At 63.2% G+C, this 18,810-nt stretch carries 16 protein-coding genes; 3 read left to right on the top strand and 13 right to left on the bottom strand.

Going from position 1 to position 18,810, the window contains the following annotated elements; translation table 11 throughout:
- Positions 1 to 22 precede the first annotated feature (22 nt).
- From H040_RS05210 to H040_RS05225, 3 genes are all read right to left on the bottom strand, one after another.
- Entirely contained in the window at positions 23 to 751 is a 729-nt protein-coding gene (locus tag H040_RS05210) for an aspartate/glutamate racemase family protein (protein ID WP_027921227.1), read from the bottom strand.
- A gap of 16 nt (positions 752 to 767) precedes the next feature.
- Positions 768 to 2,300, bottom strand: coding sequence for an NCS1 family nucleobase:cation symporter-1 (locus H040_RS05215; protein ID WP_027921228.1), 1,533 nt, complete (start codon positions 2,298 to 2,300; stop codon positions 768 to 770).
- 503 nt (positions 2,301 to 2,803) lie between these two features.
- Entirely contained in the window at positions 2,804 to 3,241 is a 438-nt protein-coding gene (locus tag H040_RS05225; protein WP_027921230.1) for an Lrp/AsnC family transcriptional regulator, read from the bottom strand.
- Positions 3,242 to 3,374: 133 nt separating this feature from the next.
- Here H040_RS05225 and H040_RS05230 point away from each other — a divergent pair, with 133 nt between their 5' ends.
- Complete coding sequence (locus tag H040_RS05230) at positions 3,375 to 4,271, top strand: DMT family transporter (protein WP_027921231.1); 897 nt, start codon at positions 3,375 to 3,377, stop codon at positions 4,269 to 4,271.
- A gap of 33 nt (positions 4,272 to 4,304) precedes the next feature.
- The gene (locus H040_RS05235; protein WP_027921232.1) at positions 4,305 to 5,231 is read left to right on the top strand and encodes a class I SAM-dependent methyltransferase; all 927 of its coding nucleotides are present in this window, start codon (positions 4,305 to 4,307) and stop codon (positions 5,229 to 5,231) included.
- A gap of 173 nt (positions 5,232 to 5,404) precedes the next feature.
- Here the strand turns inward: H040_RS05235 and H040_RS05245 are convergent, their stop codons facing one another.
- From H040_RS05245 to gcl, 9 genes are all read right to left on the bottom strand, one after another.
- Positions 5,405 to 7,462 carry a mechanosensitive ion channel family protein gene (locus H040_RS05245; RefSeq protein WP_027921233.1) on the bottom strand — a complete coding sequence of 686 codons (2,058 nt, stop codon included), beginning with the start codon at positions 7,460 to 7,462 and terminating at the stop codon, positions 5,405 to 5,407.
- Between the two features lie 188 nt (positions 7,463 to 7,650).
- A complete protein-coding gene (locus H040_RS05250; protein WP_027921234.1) occupies positions 7,651 to 8,649 on the bottom strand; it encodes a sulfate ABC transporter substrate-binding protein in 999 nt (332 codons plus the stop codon).
- A 156-nt stretch (positions 8,650 to 8,805) separates the two neighbouring features.
- Entirely contained in the window at positions 8,806 to 9,627 is an 822-nt protein-coding gene (locus H040_RS05255) for an ion transporter (RefSeq protein WP_027921235.1), read from the bottom strand.
- 45 nt (positions 9,628 to 9,672) lie between these two features.
- On the bottom strand, positions 9,673 to 10,545 hold the full coding sequence (locus H040_RS05260; RefSeq protein WP_027921236.1) for an urea transporter: 873 nt from the start codon (positions 10,543 to 10,545) through the stop codon (positions 9,673 to 9,675).
- A gap of 187 nt (positions 10,546 to 10,732) precedes the next feature.
- Complete coding sequence (gene pyk, locus H040_RS05265; protein ID WP_027921237.1) at positions 10,733 to 12,148, bottom strand: pyruvate kinase; 1,416 nt, start codon at positions 12,146 to 12,148, stop codon at positions 10,733 to 10,735.
- Positions 12,145 to 13,419, bottom strand: a complete 1,275-nt coding sequence (locus H040_RS05270) for a glycerate kinase type-2 family protein (protein WP_027921238.1) — start codon at positions 13,417 to 13,419, stop codon at positions 12,145 to 12,147. The genes pyk and H040_RS05270 overlap by 4 nt, the downstream gene beginning before the upstream one ends.
- A 209-nt stretch (positions 13,420 to 13,628) precedes the next feature.
- Entirely contained in the window at positions 13,629 to 14,522 is an 894-nt protein-coding gene (locus tag H040_RS05275) for a 2-hydroxy-3-oxopropionate reductase (protein WP_008091658.1), read from the bottom strand.
- Positions 14,523 to 14,700: 178 nt separating this feature from the next.
- Positions 14,701 to 15,483: a hydroxypyruvate isomerase gene (gene hyi / locus H040_RS05285; RefSeq protein ID WP_003259508.1), complete on the bottom strand. Its 783-nt coding sequence runs from the start codon at positions 15,481 to 15,483 to the stop codon at positions 14,701 to 14,703.
- Between the two features lie 54 nt (positions 15,484 to 15,537).
- Positions 15,538 to 17,313 carry a glyoxylate carboligase gene (gene gcl / locus H040_RS05290; RefSeq protein ID WP_027921239.1) on the bottom strand — a complete coding sequence of 592 codons (1,776 nt, stop codon included), beginning with the start codon at positions 17,311 to 17,313 and terminating at the stop codon, positions 15,538 to 15,540.
- A gap of 257 nt (positions 17,314 to 17,570) precedes the next feature.
- Here gcl and H040_RS05295 point away from each other — a divergent pair, with 257 nt between their 5' ends.
- Complete coding sequence (locus H040_RS05295; protein WP_008091653.1) at positions 17,571 to 18,011, top strand: GlcG/HbpS family heme-binding protein; 441 nt, start codon at positions 17,571 to 17,573, stop codon at positions 18,009 to 18,011.
- 121 nt (positions 18,012 to 18,132) lie between these two features.
- Here the strand turns inward: H040_RS05295 and H040_RS05300 are convergent, their stop codons facing one another.
- Positions 18,133 to 18,744, bottom strand: coding sequence for a TetR/AcrR family transcriptional regulator (locus tag H040_RS05300; protein WP_027921240.1), 612 nt, complete (start codon positions 18,742 to 18,744; stop codon positions 18,133 to 18,135).
- Positions 18,745 to 18,810: the final 66 nt, after the last annotated feature.

Raw genomic sequence — 18,810 nt, forward strand, 5'->3', positions numbered from 1 at the left:
GGCCGGTACGGTTGATGCAGTACTAGCGCCCGAACTTCATCGGCCAGCCCACTACCGTCTTCACCCGCGGTGTGGCATAGGTGCGCACCTTGGAAGTGCTGAGCCCCATCCGCACCAGCGACTCGGCAAGGGTTACCGCCGCGCTCACACCATCGACCACCGGCACCCCGGTACGCTGGCGGATCTGCTCATCCAGCCCGGCCATGCCGCCACAGCCCAGGCAGATCACTTCGGCCTTGTCGTCACGCACGGCCCGCTCGGCCTGCTCGACGATGGCCTCGACGGCCCGTAGCGGGTCTTGCTCCAGTTCGAGCACGGCCAGGCCACTGGCACGCACCGAGGCGCAACGGTCGTACAACCCGGACAGCTTCAGGCGATCTTCGATCAACGGTACCGTGCGGTCCAGGGTGGTCACCACCGAATAGGCGTGGCCCAGGTACATGGCGGTGCTGGCGGCGGCGTCGGTGATGTCCACCACCGGTACGTCGAGCAATTCCTGCAGGCCTTCGCGGCCATGTTCGCCGTAGCCCGCCTGAATCACCGCATCATAAGGGCCGTCGTAGGCCAGCACCCGGTCCATCACGGCGATGGCGGCCAGGTAGCTCTCGAAGTTGCCCTCTACCGACTCGGCGCCGAACCAGGGGGTCAGGCCGATGATTTCAGTGCCGGGTGCCGCGACGCTGCGCGCCTGTTCGGCGATGGCTTCGGTGATGGCTACGGTGGTGTTGACGTTGGCAATCAAAATACGCATGGGCAGTCTTCCTTGATCAATGGCTGCTGTGGTCGACGGCGATGCACTCGCCGCTGACATCGTGGTATTGGCGGTTGCGCGGGGCGATCAGCAGGTACACCGCGGCAGCGATGCCGGCGCCGATCAGCCAGGAAAACGGTGCGATACCGTGGAAGTTCGGCACCAGCGCCAGGATGATGGCCAGCAGTGCCGCGGGCACGAAGGCGGCCACGGCGCGCAGGTTGATGCCCTTGCAGTAGTGGTAGGCGCCAGTCGGGTGCTCGGTGTACAGCTCCGGCACGTTGATGCGGCCTTTGCGCAGCAACCAGTAGTCGGCCATGATCACCCCGTACAGCGGGCCGAGCAGGGCGCCCAGGCCGGACAGGAAGTACACGATCACCAGCGGGCTGTTGTAGAGGTTCCAGGGCAGGATCAGCACCGCCAGGGTCGCGCTGATCAGCCCGGCGCGGCGGAAGTTGAGGTGGCGTGGCGCCAGGTTGCTCAGCACGAACGCCGGGGCAACGAAGTTGGCCATGATGTTCACCGCCACGGTGACGATCAGGAAGGCCAGGCAGCCCAGCACCAGGTACGCCGTGCTGGGAATGCTGGCGACGATCTGGGTCGGGCTGTCGATGATCTGGCCGTTGATCTGGAACTGCGCCCCGCACAGCACCACGGTGATCATGGCGAATACCAGGATGTTCACCGGCAGGCCCCAGAAGTTGCCGACGCGAATGGTCTTGCGGCACGGCGAGGAACGGGCAAAGTCGCAGAAGTTGAGCACCAAGGTGCCGTAGATCGCCAGCCACAGAGCGCCGCCGGCGAAGATGTTGCGCCACATCTCATAGCCGGTCAGGGGCTCGGCGACCGACCAGGCGATACGCGCATCGGCCTTGAAGTACATGAACACCGCCAGGCTGGCCACGGTCAGCAGGATGACCGGGCCGGCAAAGGCCTCGTAGCGGCGCACCATCTCCATGCCATAGGCGAGGATCACCAGCTGCACCAGCCAGATCGCCACGAAGCATACCCAGCCCAGGCTCGACAGGCCGAGGAGGCTGTCGTGGTCGTAGGCGGCGACTTGCGGCCATACGGCGGTGAGCAGCACGCGCAGTACCACCGAGGCCAGGTAGGTCTGGATCCCGAACCAGGCGATGGCGATGACCGCGCGGATCAGCGCCGGGACCTGCGCCCCGTGGATGCCGAAGGCGATGCGGCTGATCACCGGGAATGGCACGCCGGTCTTCTGCCCCATGTAGCCGGACAGGTTCATGAAGAAGTACACCAGTGCTGCGCCGATCGCCAGCGACAGCAGGATCTGCCAGCCACCCAGGCCAAGGGCGAACAAGCCCATGGCGAAGGAGTAGTTGGCAATGTTGTGCACATCGTTGGTCCACAGCGCAAAGATGCTGTAGCGGCCCCAGCGGCGGCCTTCGATACGGGTGGGCGCGAGGTCCCGGTTGTGCAGGCGTGGGCTCAGTGCGAGAGGCGGCATTTCGCCTGTGAGGGTGGAAGAGGGATTGGTGCTGGCGACGGATAGTTCAGGGGCAAGGTCGAGGCTGGTACTCATTCCGGCAGGCTCCTGATGCACGTGGACTGCGATGAGCGGGCATGCGCACGGGCTCGCCATCTCGTCGGTGCAGCTTGGCATCACTGGGTTCGGGGCGCGGCGGCCGGTGTTGGGCCGGCGTCGCGAGTTCTTGTGTATTTATGTTTTGTTGAATTTGTATACAAAACACGAACACACAAAAGCGAGTTCCATGCCAAAGAAAAACGAGTTTCAGGTGGCCATTATTTTGAATTTAACGCAGTTGATAATTAAGTTTATGAAATGAACAGAATATAAGTTGACCAAATGAACAGGTTTAATTTTTTAGTTAGCGTTTTAGTTGATCGATTGGTCAGAATTAGTTGAACTGGATGTGTAACGTATTGGGGCGTCACCCGGGAAAGTGCACACAAAAATGGCACTTATGGTGACATTTTTGTGTACAAAAAATAGTCAGCTTTTTCAGGCATGACCTCTTCGCGGGTAAGTCGGGGTGCCCGCGAACAGGCCAGTACAGGCGAAACTCAATCCATAGGCGGCAACCGCCGCTTCACCGGGCTCTTCTTGATGATCGCGGTATTGGTCTCAGCCAGCACATTGATCCGGTCGAGCAGGGTGTCGAGCTGCTCCATCGAGCGCACGTGCAGGCGCGCAATGAAGCAGTCCTCGCCGGTCACCTTGTCGCACTCGGTGAACTCGGGGATGGCGATGATCTGCCGCTCCACTTCCTGCAACTGCCCCGGCAGCGGGCGAATGCGTACGATGGCCTGCAACTGGTAGCCGAAGCTGCGCGGGTCGATATCCACGGTGTAGCCGCGCAGCACGCCGCGTTCTTCCAGGCGGCGCAGGCGCTCGCTGACGCTGGGGGCAGAGAGGCCGCTGATCTGCGCCAGCGCCTTGAGCGAACGGCGCGAGTCCTCCATCAAGGCGTTGATCAGCAGTTGGTCGATGGTATCGGTCATACGCACCTCATCAGGCAATTCAGGGAACATGCCTTGATAGTAAAGGTGAAACGGCCGATATGCCTTGGATATCCGCTGGAAGGCGCACGGTGACCCTCCGCATACTATGGCCATCATCCAAGGGAGGTGTGAGATGGACAGTTCGTTGCGCCGTGGCTCGCTGGAAATGGTCGCCGCCATGTTGATTTCCGGGACCATCGGCTGGTTCGTGCTGGTGTCGGGGCAGCCGGTGCTGGAGGTGGTGTTCTGGCGCTGCGTGTTCGGTACCGGCACCTTGCTGGTGATCTGCGCGGCGTTCGGCTTTCTCAAGCCGGGTGTGATAACCCGGACGGCGTTCTTGCTGGCCATCGCCAGCGGGGTGGCCATCGTTGGCAACTGGCTGCTGCTGTTCGCTTCCTATTCAAGGGCGTCGATCGCTATCGGCACGGCGGTTTACAACGTCCAGCCGTTCATGCTGGTGGGGCTGGCAGCCTTGTTCCTCGGCGAGAAAATTACCGCAGCCAAGGTCACCTGGCTGAGCGTGGCGTTCCTCGGCATGCTGGCGATCGTCAGTGCCCATGGCGCTGGGCAGGCCAGTGGTGATGACTACTTGCAGGGCATTGCCCTGGCATTGGGCGCGGCGTTTCTCTATGCGATTGCCGCCTTGATCATCAAACGCCTGAAAGGCACGCCGCCCCACCTGATCGCACTGATCCAGGTCGCTACCGGGGTGCTGCTGCTGGCGCCGTGGGTGAACCTTGGTGGCTTGCCTGGTGAGCCGTCGGCTCTGGCCAGCCTGGTGACCTTGGGCGTGGTCCACACCGGGTTGATGTATGTGCTGCTGTACAGCGCCATCCAGCGCCTGCCCACGGCATTGACCGGTGCGCTGTCGTTCATCTACCCGATTGCTGCCATCCTGGTCGACTGGCTGGCCTTCGGGCACCGTCTGGCGCCGTTGCAGTGGTTGGGGGTGGCGTTGATTCTGCTGGCGGCAGCGGGCATGCAGCAGGGCTGGTGGTTCCGTTCTGCACAAGTGCCGGCCAAGGGGTAGAATGGCGGCCTTTTCACTTGCTTGCGACCCGCCATGACTTCGCCGATCCACACCCTCGAACAGCACCTGCTCGCTGCCCTTGACCCTGCCCCCGCCGAAACCCGTCGCCTGTTCCACGGCCGCGGCCGTTGCTGGGAGGGCCTGGAGCAGGTCACGGTGGACTGGCTGCAAGGTGTGCTGTCGGTAGCCCTGTTCCGCGAACCGCCCCAGGGCCAGTTGGCCGAACTGGAGGCCATGCTGCGCAACCTGGCCGAACGCCCGCAATGGGCCGGCCAGGCGATCCTCATCCAGCACCGTTACCTGCCCGACAGCCCGGGCCAGTGGCTGTGGGGCGAGCCCTGCCAGCAGCGCGAGGTGGTCGAGGATGGCCTGGCCTATCTGCTCGACCTGGGCGTGCGGCAGAACAATGGCCTGTTCCTCGACATGCGTTACGGCCGGCGCTGGGTGCGGGAGCAGGCAGCGGGCAAGCGCGTGCTCAACCTGTTCGCCTATACCTGCGGCTTCTCGGTGGCGGCGCTTGCTGGCGGTGCCGAGCAGGTGGTCAACCTGGACATGGCCAAGTCGGCGCTGTCCAGGGGCCGCGATAATCATCGTCTGAACGGGCACGATCCGTCGCGGGTCGCCTACCTGGGGCATGAGCTGTTCAAGTCATGGGGCAAGGTGCGCAAGTACGGGCCTTACGACCTGATCATCATCGACCCGCCGACTTTCCAGCGCGGCAGCTTCGTGCTGACTCAGGATTACGCCAAGATCCTGCGTCGTTTGCCGGAGCTGCTGAATGAGGGCGGGGCGGTGCTGGCCTGCGTCAACGACCCGGGGATCGGGCCGGAGTTTCTGATCGAGGGCATGGCCGAGCAGGCGCCTTCGCTGGCCTTTGTCGAGCGGCTGGAGAATCCGCCGGAGTTTCCCGATGTCGACCCGGCGGGTGGGCTTAAAGCCCTGGTGTTCCGCCAGCTGTGATGCTGCCTGTACCGCCCCTTTCGCGGCTAAAGCCGCTCCCACAGGGACCGCGCAGCTCTGAAACCTTGCACCGTACCTGTGGGAGCCGCTCCCACAGGGACCGCGCAGTTCTGAAACCTTGCACCGTACCTGTGGGAGCGGCTTTAGCCGCGAAGAGGCCGGCACAGGCGACATCAGGCTGAAATCCCGCGCAGCGGCATGGGATAAACCTGGGCAAAGCTCACATTCTCGGTCTGGTCCACGCGCTTCTTCAGCCGCTCGTTGAACGCCCGGCTCACCGCATACTGCCCGCCGGAGATCGTGCGGAACTGCGCCGTCAGCACAAAACCGTTCAAGTCCATGCGATCCACCCCGAACACCTGCAGCGGCCCCTGCAGGTTGATGCGCAGCAGCGGGTCTTCGCTGATCGAATGCCCCACTTCATGGATTAGCCCCAGCGACTCGTCGACATCGCTGTCGTAGGTGAACTGCACCGAGAAGAACGCATAGGCGAACTGCCGTGACTGGTTGGTGACTGCCTTGATCTGGCCGAACGGCACCGAGTGCACGAAGCCTTTGCCGTCACGCAGGCGCAGGGTACGGATGGTCAGGCTTTCGACGGTGCCGGCATGGCCGGAGTCGAGCACCACCCAGTCGCCGATCGAGATGGTGTCCTCGATCAGGATGAACAGCCCGGTGATCACATCCTGTACCAGTTGCTGCGAGCCAAAGCCGATGGCCAGGCCGATCACCCCGGCACCGGCCAGCAGCGGCGCAACATTGATGCCCAGGTTGGCCATGGTGGTGATGGTGCAGATGACGATCAGGATGACTTTCACCGCATTGCGCAGCATCGGCAGGATGGTCCGCACCCGAGTACTTGGCTGGCGGGAGGCGCGGCGCCCGACTGCGGGCTTGAGTGCCTCCTGGATGGCGGTATCGAGCACCACCCAGAGCAGCCAGGTGACCAGCAGGATCAGGCCGATGCTCGACAGTGAATTGCTGATCACCTGGCCGAGGCTGTTGCTCAGGGCGAAATCGATCACCGAGAAGCCCCAGATGCGCCCCAGCAGTTCGATGAAGGTGACCGCCATGACGATGCGCAGCAGGGCGTGAGCGAGGCTGCGCAGCCGCTCCTTGTAGGGCCGCACGCGCTGCGCCGGGTCCGCTTCGTGCGGGGCCAGCAGGTGTTGCAGCAGGGTACTGAGGAATACGGTGGAAACCAGCAGTACCGTGGTCAGCAGGGCGTTCTGCAGTGCCTTCTGGCTTTCTGCGCCAGCGCCGAGCAGGTGGATCGCCGAGACCAGAATCATCAGCAGAATCGGCAGGTACCACACTGCCGAGAAGATGCGCAGGGTCTCCTGCACGGCACGGTGCTGTACGCGGTCCTTGTAGTTGCGGTTGCGGATCAGGTGGGCGACCGGGCGGCGCAGGCGGATGACCAGGCTGGCGAAGACGATGGTGGCGGTCAGGCCGGTGATCACGGCAATACTGGCGGTGATGTTGCCGCCCAGCTGGCGGGCGATCTGCGGGCTGGTCAGGGCATCGCTCCAGGCAGCGAGGAAACCGATCAGAAACAACGGGCGCGGCGCCAGGCGCTTGATCGCCGCTACCGCCGCGCGCTTGTGGCCAGCATCGAACAGGGTGATCAGGCAGAGGATGATCGAAGTCGAGAACAAGCCACTGCTGGTCGCGTAGGCCAGGCTAAGGCCCAGGGCGCGGGCGATCGACGGGTCGAGGAAGCGGCTGACATACAGGGTCAGCGGCAGGCTGGCGAGCGCCGGTAGTGTGTAGGGCAGCAGGTAGCCAAGCAGGCTGCTGGCGCGTTGGCGTGCGCTCAGCCATGGGGTACCGGCCAGGCGTTTGACCAGCCAGCGCCCGAGGCTGGTGAGCAGGGCGAAGCTGGCGGCCCAGGCCAGTGTCAGCAGGATGAAGTTGCCGGCCCAGGCCAGTGTCAGCAGGATGAAGTTGCCGGCCAGCTGCAGCGAATCGCTGGCCGAATGGCGGTCGACCAGGCGTTCCACCTCTTGGGCGGCACGGTCGGTGCGCAGGCGCCAGGCGTCGACCAGGTGGGCATCGAGGTCGAGCTCCTGTGCGGCGCTGTCCAAGCCATCGGCCAGGGCACCCAGCAGACCGCCTTGCAGTACCGGTTCCGGTTCGGCGGGTTGTTCGTCGGCGGTGGCGGGGTCTGCGGCGAGCAGAGGGGTGCTCAGCAGGCAGCCAAGCAGTAGGGGGGAGAGAAAGCGCAGCACTGGAGTACTCCTTGGGCCGGGGTGAGCGGGGCAGGGTTACTCAAGGAACTGATTGTGATCGGGGTGGGAAAGTTCGAAGCCGTGTGTTTTCAGTGCCGGCCCTTCGCGGTTGAAGCCGCTCCTACAGTAGAGCGCGAGTCCCTGTAGGAGCGGCTTTAGCCGCGAAGGGCCGGTGCTGGCCACATCAATTACTGTTGGGTGTAGATCTGGTCGAACACGCCACCGTCGTTGAAGTGGGTCTTCTGTACGGTACGCCAGTCACCAAAGGTCTTCTCCACCGACAGGAAGTCGACTTTCGGGAAGCGGTCGGTGTACTTGGCCAGCACGCTCGCATCACGCGGGCGCAGGTAGTTCTGCGCGGCGATTTCCTGGGCTGCTGGCGACCACAGGTACTTCAGGTATTCCTCGGCCACGGCCTGGGTGCCTTTCTTGGCCACCACCTTGTCGACCACGCTCACCGGTGGCTCGGCCTCGGCCGATACGCTCGGGTAGACCACTTCGAACTGGTCGCGGCCGAACTCGCGGGCGATCATCTCGGCCTCGTTCTCGAAGGTCACCAGCACGTCGCCGATCTGGTTGGTCATGAAGGTAGTGGTGGCGGCACGGCCACCGGTATCGAGCACCGGAGCCTGCTTGAACAGCTTGCCGACGAAATCACGGGCCTTGGTTTCGTCGCCGCCTTGCTTGAGCACGTAGCCCCATGCCGAGAGGTAGGTGTAGCGGCCGTTACCCGAGGTTTTCGGGTTGGGCACGATCACCTGCACGCCTTCCTTCAGCAAGTCAGGCCAGTCTTTGAGCGCCTTGGGGTTGCCCTTGCGTACGATGAACACGGTGGCCGAGGTGAACGGCGCGCTGTTGTTCGGCAGGCGGCTCACCCAATTGTCCGGCACCAGCTTGCCGTTGTCGGCCAGGGCGTTGATGTCGGTGGCCATGTTCATGGTGATGACATCGGCCGGCAAGCCATCGATCACTGCACGCGCCTGCTTGCTCGAACCACCGAAGGACATCTGCACGTTGACCTTTTCGCTGTGCTCGGCTTCCCAGTGCTTCTGGAAGGCCGGGTTGTAGTCCTTGTAGAAGTCACGCATCACGTCGTAGGAAACGTTAAGCAGGGTCGGGGCAGCCTGGGCGAGGTTGCCGAGCGCAAGGCCTGCGGCGAGCAGCGAGGCGCTGAAGAGTTTTTTCACGATGCTTCCTTGTTCTTGAGGGGTATTAGGGCAGATTGCCAGCGACTATAGCGGGTGGCTTGAGGCGGGTTAAAGAACAAAAAACACTTTGGTTATGCCGCTGCCTGTGCCTGCCCTTTAGCGGGCACGCCCGCGAAAGGGCAGGCACAGGCAGCATCATTGCTTGGGAAACAGCCCATTCCCACACCGGGAACAAAACGCCGCCCCATGTTCATGGGTCTTCTTGTGGCAAGTCGGGCAGTCATGCTGCAACTGCTCCCCGCGCATGGCGTTGGCCAGTTCGGCAGTAAAGATGCCCGTCGGCACGGCAATGATCGAATAACCCGTGATCATCACCAGCGACGACAGCACCTGCCCCAGCGGTGTCTTCGGCACGATGTCGCCAAAGCCCACGGTGGTGAGGGTGACGATGGCCCAGTAGATGCCCTTGGGGATGCTGGTAAACCCATGCTCCGGCCCTTCGATTACGTACATCAGGGTGCCGAACACGGTAACCAGAGTTGAAACTGTGACGAGGAACACGATGATCTTCTGCTTGCTGCCGCGCAGTGCCTCCATCAGGTAGTGCGCCTGCTTGAGGTAAGGGCTGAGCTTGAGCACGCGGAAGATCCGCAGCATCCGGATTACCCGGATGATCAGCAGGTACTGGGCGTCGCTGTAGTACAACGCGATGACCCCCGGCACGATCGCCAGCAGGTCGACCAGGCCATAGAAACTGAAGGCATAGCGCAAGGGTTTGGGCGAGCAATACAGGCGGGTGAGGTACTCGGCCAGGAAAATTGCGGTGAAGCCCCATTCGATGGCGGCCAGCAGGCCAGCGTAGCCCTGGTGGACTTCGTCGATGCTGTCGAGGATTACGGTGACCAGGCTGGCGAGGATGATCAGCAGGAGGATCTTGTCAAAGCGTCTTCCAGCCACGGTGTCGGTCTGGAAGACGATGACGTAGAGCTGCTCGCGCAGGCTCGCAGGGTTGTTCATGGGCTCGTTCCACGGTTGCGATGGGCTGAGCCTAGGGGCTGCCCTTCAGCTGTGCAAGCGGCTGGCGTTTCGCTGCCGAGGCTGGGCCAGGTGGCTACCCAGATGCATCAGCCAGCACGCGGCGACGAAGGGCGCAGTCAGTCCAGATACCGGCAACATCTTGAACAGAGGTTGCAGCATCAGGGCCAGCGCAATTGCCAGCATAGTCACCCAAGGCTTTTCACCTTGGCGGCTGAATGCCAGCGCCGCCAGCGCAGCATTGAAACCGCACAATCCCAGCCATGCGGCTTGCGCCTGGTCGGCGAGCAACGCCACGCCGCCGCCAATGGCTGAGCCGAGCACGGCCCACATCGCCCCATAAGGGTTGGCAATGAACATCCCCACAATGATCAGCAACCCGGCCAGCGGCTGGTCGAGCAAAAAGATCTGCCCCACACCGCGCGCCAGGGCATACGCAGGTTCAGCCTCGACGAAGCCACTGGGTGCAGGGCTGGCAAATAGCAGTGCAACCCAGCCGAGCAGCACGAACGGTGCGGTATAGGCGACCAGCAGCTTGCCGCCGCGCTTGCGCCACTGGTGGGTGATGATGCTCGAGAGGCCACCCGCAGCGATGATCAGCGGCGGCAGAATGACCGACCAGGGCAGCAAGGCGCTGATCAGGATGCCGATCAGCACGCCGTTGTAGCAATACAGCCCGGCCTGGCGGTCGGCGCGGTCGTAGCCGCGGCGCTGGGCAGTCAGCAGGCCAGAAAGGGCGCCGAGCAGGGCGCCGCCGACCAGGTCGGGCGCGGTCAGCAGGATGGCCAGCAGGCAGCACAGGCCGCACAGGGGGTTGCGCAGCAGCAGCACCTGGCTGAAGCCGTTGAGCAGCGCCGTGGCCCAGTCGGGGCACGGGTTGACGAAATTTTTGGTGTACATCGGGGCAGTCGACAAGGTTGATGGGGGAGCGGTGGGCCTCTTTGGGCCTCGGTTTTCCGCCGTTACAGGGCGCGGCACCCCCCCTGTGGGAGCGGGCTTGCCTGCGAAGAGGTCAGCAGGTGCAACGGCGTTGCCTGAGCTGACGCATTCGCGGGCAAGCCCGCTCCCACAGGAGAGGGGGAGATCCTTAGACCAAGGTCTCGATGCGCAAGGTATTTGTCGAGCCCGGCTTGCCGAAAGGCACACCCGCGGTGATCAGCAGCGTGTCGCCACGGCTGGCCATGCCTTGTGCCTGGGCAATCTCCAGTGCGGTGGAAACCACCTCGTCGACCTGGCGCAGGCGGTCGTTTACCACCGAGTGCACACCCCAAGCCACGCTCAGGCGTCGAGCGGTGGCCAGGTTAGGCGTCAGGTTGAGGATCGGCGCCCGTGGCCGCTCGCGGGCGGCACGCAAGGTCGAGGCGCCCGACTCGCTGTAGTTGACCAGCACCGCCACCGGCAGGATGCCGCTGATGCGGCGGATTGCGCAGCTGATGGCGTCCGACACGGTCGCCTCGGCCTTCGGCCGGCCGACGTCGAGCTGGGCCTGGTAGTCCGGGCCGTTTTCCACCTGGCGGATGATCTTGCTCATCATCTGCACAGCTTCCAGCGGGTAGTCACCCGAGGCGGTTTCCGCCGACAGCATCACCGCATCGGCGCCTTCGGCCACGGCGTTGGCCACGTCGGTGACTTCGGCACGGGTCGGCGCTGGCGAGAAGCGCATCGATTCGAGCATCTGCGTGGCCACCACCACCGGTTTGCCCAGCTGGCGGCAGGTGCCGATGATGCGCTTCTGGATCTGCGGCACGCTTTCGGCTGGTACTTCCACGCCCAGGTCGCCACGGGCCACCATGATCGCATCCGCAAGTTCCGCGATGGCTTGCAGCTGTTCGACCGCCGAAGGCTTTTCGATCTTGGCCATCAGGTAGGCGCGGTCGCCGATCAGCTGGCGCGCCTCGACGATGTCTTCAGGGCGTTGCACGAACGACAGGGCCACCCAGTCCACACCCAGTTCCAGGCCGAATGCCAGGTCGCGGCGGTCCTTTTCGGTGAGCGGGGAGAGGTCCAGCACCGCTTGCGGCACGTTGACGCCCTTGCGGTCGGAGAGCTCGCCACCGTTCAGCACTTCGGTATCGATGGCGTCACTGTGCTTGGCGGTCACCCGCAGGCGCAGCTTGCCGTCGTCGAGCAGCAGGTCCATGCCTGGCTCCAGCGCAGCGATGATTTCCGGATGCGGCAGGTTGACCCGGCGGCTGTCGCCCGGGGCCTTGTCCAGGTCCAGGCGCAGGGCCTGGCCGCGTTGCAGCTGGACCTTGCCATCAGCGAAGCGGCCGACGCGCAGCTTAGGCCCTTGCAGGTCCATGAGGATGCCCAGCGGGTAATTTAGCTGCTGCTCGACGTCGCGGATCCACTGATAGCGCAGGGCGTGGTCGGCGTGCTCGCCGTGGCTGAAGTTGAGGCGGAAGATGTTCACCCCTGCTTCGACCAGCTGGCGGATGTCGTCGATGCCTTTGATCGCAGGGCCGAGGGTGGCGAGGATCTTTACTTTTTTATCAGGCGTCATGATTGGGCAGTCTCGAGGATCAGGATGGCGCGGAAGTCGTTGACGTTGGTGCGGGTCGGCTCGGTGACGATCAGCGCATCGAGCGCGGCGAAGTAGCCGTAGCCGTTGTTGTTGTCCAGCTCGTCACTGGCCGACAGGCCCAAGGCCTCGGCGCGGGCGTAGCTGCTTGGGGTCATGAATGCGCCGGCGTTTTCTTCCGAGCCGTCGATGCCGTCGGTGTCGCCAGCCAGGGCATACACGCCCGGCAGGCCCTTGAGGCTTTCGGTGAGGCTGAGCAGGAATTCGGCGTTGCGCCCGCCACGGCCATTGCCGCGCACGGTCACGGTGGTTTCGCCGCCGGAGAGGATCACGCAGGGCGCCTTCAGTGGCTGCCCGTGCTGGACGATCTGGCGGGTGATGCCGGCGTGCACCTTGGCCACTTCGCGCGATTCACCTTCAAGGTCACCCAGGATCAGGGGGCTGAAACCGGCCTGGCGGGCTTTGACCGCGGCGGCTTCGAGCGACTGCTGGGGCTTGGCGATCAGCTGGAAGTGGCTGCGGGCCAGCGCCGGGTCATCGGCCTTGACGGTTTCCGAGGCGGGGTTGTTGAGCCAGTCGATGACGGCTTTGGGCGCTTCGATGTTGTAACGCTTGAGGATCGCCAGGGCATCGGCCGAGGTGCTCGGGTCGGCCACGGTCGGGCCGGAGGCGATGACCGTGGCCAGGTCGCCAGGTACATCGGAAATCGCATAGGTGTAGACGGTGGCCGGCCAGCAGGCCTTGGCCAGTCGGCCGCCCTTGATCGCCGAGAGGTGCTTGCGCACGCAGTTCATCTCGCCGATGGTGGCGCCGGACTTGAGCAGCGCCTTGTTGATCTGTTGCTTGTCAGCCAGGGTCAGGCCTTCGGCTGGCAACGCCAGCAGGGCAGAACCACCGCCGGAAAGCAGGAAGATGACGCGGTCTTCTTCGTTGAGGTTGCTGACCCGTTCCAGCACGCGCTTGGCCACGGCCAGGCCGGCGGCGTCGGGGACCGGGTGAGCGGCTTCGACCACCTCGATCTTCTGGCAGTTGGCGCCATGGCCGTAGCGAGTGACAACCAGCCCGGAAACTTCGCCCTGCCAGCTCTTCTCGACCACTTCGGCCATGGCGGCTGCGGCTTTGCCTGCGCCGATGACGATGACCCGGCCGCTACGGTCGGCGGGCAGGTAGGGTTCGAGGACTTGGCTTGGGTGGGCGGCGGCGATGGCTGTGTCGAACAGGTCGCGGAGAATTTTTTGCGGATCGACCGACATGGCAGGCTCCCATTTATTGTTGTTCTGCAGAATCAAAAACGCCCCTGGAACTGCCTCCGTGCAGGCCGAACCAGGGGCGGGTGTTGCTCGGTGTCACCCGCTGAACCTGTGGTCGCAGGTTCAGCGGTGTCGGCTTCATCGCGGATGAATCCGCTCCTACAAGGGGTAACGTGCAGGCGCGGATTTATCCGCGAAGGGCCGGTACAGTCTTACTTGTCGTCGCGGATCGAGAAGTTGGCCATGTGCTCCAGGCCTTTGATCAGCGCCGAGTGGTCCCAGTTGCCGCCGCCCAGGGCCTGGCAGGTGTTGAACACTTGCTGGGCGTTGGAGGTGTTGGGCAGGTTGATGCCCAGTTCCTTGGCGCCTTGCAGGGCCAGGTTGAGGTCCTTCTGGTGCAGGTTGATGCGGAAACCTGGGTCGAAGGTGCCTTTGATCATGCGCTCGGCGTGCACTTCGAGGATCTTCGACGAAGCGAAGCCGCCCATCAGGGCTTCGCGTACCTTGGCCGGGTCGGCGCCGTTCTTGGCGGCGAACAGCAGGGCTTCGGCAACGGCCTGGATGTTCAGGGCAACGATGATCTGGTTGGCCACCTTGGCGGTCTGGCCATCGCCGTTACCACCGACGCGGGTGATGTTCTTGCCCATGGCTTCGAACAGCGGCAGGGTGCGCTCGAAGGCTTTCGGGCAGCCACCGACCATGATGCTCAGGGTCGCGGCCTTGGCACCGACTTCACCACCGGACACCGGGGCGTCCAGGTAGGCAGCGCCAGTGGCCTTGATCTTCTCGGCGAAGGCCTTGGTGGCGGTAGGGGAGATCGAGCTCATGTCGATCACCACCTTGTTCGGGCCGACACCTTCAGCCACGCCGTTCTCACCGAACAGGACGCTTTCGACCTGCGGGGTGTCCGGGACCATGACGATGATGAACTCGGCTTCCTGGGCCACTTCTTTCGGGTTGGCCAGGGCCACCGCGCCAGCGGCGATCAGGTCAGCCGGGGCGGCGTCGTGGTGGGTGGAAACGAAGATGCTGTGACCTGCTTTCTGCAGGTTCTGAGCCATGGGCTTGCCCATGATGCCGGTGCCGAGGAATCCGATTTTAGCCATGAGAAATTACCTCTTTTGTATTTGTTGAATCTCGATTGAGCAAGCGCTGCAGGCCCCTTGTGGGAGCGGGTTCACCCGCGAAGCAGACACTGCGGTGGATGGCACCGGCTTCGCCGGTGTTCGCGGGTGAACCCGCTCCCACAGTGTCGGGTGTTTCACAGAGGCTGATGCTTGGCCTTCAGATCGCGTTATGGGTTTTCAGCCAGCCCAGGCCTGCTTCGGTGGTGGTCAGCGGCTTGTACTCCGCGCCCACCCAGCCTTGGTAGCCGATGCGGTCCAGGTGCTCGAACAAGAAGCGGTAGTTGATCTCGCCGGTGCCTGGTTCGTTGCGGCCCGGGTTGTCGGCCAACTGAATGTGGTTGATCAGTTTCAGGTTGGCTTCCATGGTGCGCGCCAGGTCACCTTCCATGATCTGCATGTGGTAGATGTCGTACTGCAGGAACAGGTTGTCGCTGCCGACTTCGGCCTGGATTTCCAGGGCCTGCTTTGTGGTGTTCAGGTAGAAGCCCGGGATGTCGCGGGTGTTGATCATTTCCATGACCAGGCGGATCCCGGCGGCCTTGAGCTTGTCAGCGGCGTAGCGCAGGTTTTCGACGAAGGTCTTGCGCACAGTGGCGCAGTCCGGGCCTTGTGGGCGAATGCCGGCCAGGGCGTTGACCTGGGTGTTGCCCAGCACCTTGGCGTATTCGATGGCCTTGTCGACACCAGCGCGGAATTCCTCGACGCGGTCAGGGTGGCAGGTGATGCCACGCTCACCTTTTGCCCAGTCGCCCGCCGGCAGGTTGAACAGCACCTGGGTCAGGCCGTTGGCGTCCAGCTGCTGCTTGATTTCGGCAGCGCTGAAGTCGTACGGGAAGAGGTATTCGACGCCGCTGAAACCAGCGTCGGCGGCAGCCTTGAAGCGGGCCAGGAAGTCCTGTTCGGTGAACAGCATGGACAGGTTGGCAGCGAAGCGAGGCATGAGTTGTCTCCTTGCGATGAAGGCCCCCAGGGCATGCCTGGGGGCGTCAGGCGATCAGTCCAGCAGCGAGATGGCGGTTGGCGCGTCGTTGCCGACCAGAGCCAGGTCTTCGAACTCGTTGACCGCGTTGATCTCGGTGCCCATGGAAATGTTGGTCACACGCTCGAGGATCACTTCGACCACGACCGGCACGCGGAACTCTTCGGCCATCTTTTGCGCCTTGAGCAGGGCAGGGGCGATTTCTGCCGGCTCGAACACACGGATGGCCTTGCAGCCCAGGCCTTCGACCACGGCGACGTGGTCGACACCGTAGGTGGCGGCGTCGGTCGAGTTGATGTTCTCGAACGCCAGTTGTACACAGTAATCCATGTCGAAGCCACGCTGTGCCTGACGGATCAGACCCAGGTAGGCGTTGTTCACCAGCACGTGGACGTACGGCAGGTTGAACTGCGCGCCGACAGCCAGCTCTTCGATCATGAACTGGAAGTCGTAGTCACCGGACAGCGCAACGACCTTGCGTTTCGGGTCGGCCTTGACCACGCCGAGGGCGGCAGGGATGGTCCAGCCCAGCGGGCCGGCCTGGCCGCAGTTGATCCAGTGGCGTGGCTTGTACACGTGCAGGAACTGCGCGCCAGCGATCTGCGACAGGCCGATGGTGCTGACGTAGGTGGTGTCCTTGCCGAATACCTGGTTCATCTCTTCGTATACGCGCTGCGGCTTGACCGGCACGTTGTCGAAGTGGGTCTTGCGCTGCAGGGTGGCCTTGCGCTCCTGGCAGTCTTGCAGCCAGGCCTTGCGGCACTTCAGCTTGCCTGCGGCTTTCCACTCGCGGGCCACTTCGAGGAACACGTCCAGTGCCTTGCCTGCGTCGGACACGATACCCAGGTCCGGGGTGAACACGCGGCCGATCTGGGTCGGTTCGATGTCCACGTGCACGAATTTGCGGCCTTCGGTGTAAACGTCGACGGAACCGGTGTGGCGGTTGGCCCAGCGGTTACCGATACCGAACACCAGGTCGGATTTGAGCAGGGTGGCGTTGCCGTAGCGGTGCGAGGTCTGCAGGCCGACCATGCCGACCATCAGTTCGTGGTCGTCAGGGATGGTGCCCCAGCCCATCAGGGTCGGGATTACCGGCACGCCAGTCAGCTCGGCGAACTCGACCAGCTTGTCGCTGGCGTCGGCGTTGATGATGCCGCCACCGGCTACCAGCAGTGGGCGCTCGGCGTCATTGAGCAGGGTCAAGGCTTTTTCAGCCTGTACGCGGGTAGCGGACGGCTTGTTGACCGGCAGCGGCTCGTAGGCATCGATGTCGAATTCGATTTCGGCCATCTGCACGTCGAACGGCAGGTCGATCAACACAGGGCCTGGGCGGCCGGTGCGCATTTCATAGAAGGCTTTCTGGAAGGCGTACGGCACCTGGCCTGGCTCCAGAACGGTGGTCGCCCACTTGGTCACCGGCTTGACGATGCTGGTGATGTCGACAGCCTGGAAGTCTTCCTTGTGCAGGCGAGCACGCGGCGCCTGGCCGGTGATGCAGAGGATCGGGATGGAGTCGGCCGAGGCGCTGTACAGGCCGGTGACCATGTCGGTGCCGGCTGGGCCGGAGGTGCCGATGCACACGCCGATGTTGCCTGGGTTGGCACGGGTGTAGCCCTCGGCCATGTGCGAGGCGCCTTCGACGTGACGAGCGAGGACATGATCGATGCCACCGACTTTTTTCAGGGCCGAGTACAACGGGTTGATGGCAGCCCCCGGGATGCCGAACGCGGTATCTACACCTTCACGGCGCATGACCAGAACGGCTGCATCGATTGCTCTCATTTTGCTCATGGTTTGTGCCTCATCGATTTTGTAATTGTATACAACTTGCTTTGTGCCGAAGTGTATTCATGGCTGGCCGCTCAGGTCAACGGGTTTTCGTCGGCTTACGTCGCTTTCGTTCGAGCGCCCGTGAAAACAGCGGTTTGCAGTCTCGCATACGATCGTTTCAATTTATTGTATACAAAAATACATTCAGTTGTGTTCTATTGGCTTATCGGTTTTTCACCTGCCCTCAGGGCTTCTCACAACAAGAAGAGGACCTTTCCATGAACGCTTTGAACCTGAAAGTCGCTGTTAGCCTGGTGAACGCCGCGCTGGCGGCGGGCCGCAAGATCAATGCAGCGCCACTGACCGTGGCCGTGCTTGACGCCGGTGGGCACCTGCTGGCCTTGCAGCGCGAGGACGGTGCCAGCCTGATTCGCCCGGAAGTGGCTACCGGCAAGGCCTGGGGGGCGATTGCCCTGGGCAAGGGCTCGCGTTTGCTGGCGCTTGATGCGCAGCAGCGGCCAGCGTTTTTCGCGGCGTTGAACGGGCTGGGCGAACGGCCGGTGGTGCCGGCGCCGGGTGGTGTGCTGATTCGTGATCAGGACGGCAAGGTGCTGGGTGCGGTAGGGATCAGCGGCGATACGTCGGATATCGACGAGCAGTGCGCGATCAGTGCGATCGAAGAGGTGGGGTTGAAGGCGGATGCGGGTGTAGCGGCCTAAACCGATGTAGCCTGTTCCGGCCTATTCGCGGGTAAACCCGCTCCCACAGGGATTCCACAAGCTTCAGGCCTGTGGTGGTCATGTGGAGCGGGTTCACCCGCGAAGAAGCCTGCGCCGATTGTCAGGCCGCCTCGGGCTCGCAGCCCTTCAGCACCATGCGGATGATGGTGTCGGCCGCAGCATCGTAGTCGCTGTCGGCCAGCTTGGCCTTGCCGGTCACTGCCGAGATCTGCCAGTCGAAATCGGCATAGGTCTGGGTCGCTGCCCAGATGCTGAACATCAGGTGGTGGGCATCGACATGGGCAATCTGCCCGCGGTCGATCCAGCGCTGGATGCACTCGATGTTGTGCCGGGCCTGCTCGTTCAACTGCTCCACCTGGCTTGGCGACAGGTGCGGTGCGCCATGCATGATTTCGCTGGCGAACACCTTCGAGGCATGCGGCAGGTCACGCGAGATGCGGATTTTCGAGCGGATGTACGAACTCAACACTTCTTTCGGGTCACCGTCGGCATTGAACGGCGTCGAAGCCTGCATGATCGGCGCGATGATGCTTTCCAGGACCTCACGGTAGAGGTTGTCCTTGGATTTGAAGTAGTAATACACGTTCGGCTTGGGCAGGCCGGCCTTGGCGGCGATGTCGCTGGTCTTGGTGGCGGCGAAGCCCTTGTCGGCGAATTCTTCACTGGCTGCGCGCAGGATCAGCTCCTTGTTGCGCTCGCGAATGGTGCTCATGGTCAGGGATCTTCCTCGTGTCTGGCCACCTCAAAGAGGGATCGGGCATGGTAGCACCGCGCCCGA

This window comes from Pseudomonas sp. URMO17WK12:I7 (assembly GCF_003269045.1).
Taxonomy (GTDB): domain Bacteria; phylum Pseudomonadota; class Gammaproteobacteria; order Pseudomonadales; family Pseudomonadaceae; genus Aquipseudomonas; species Aquipseudomonas putida_J.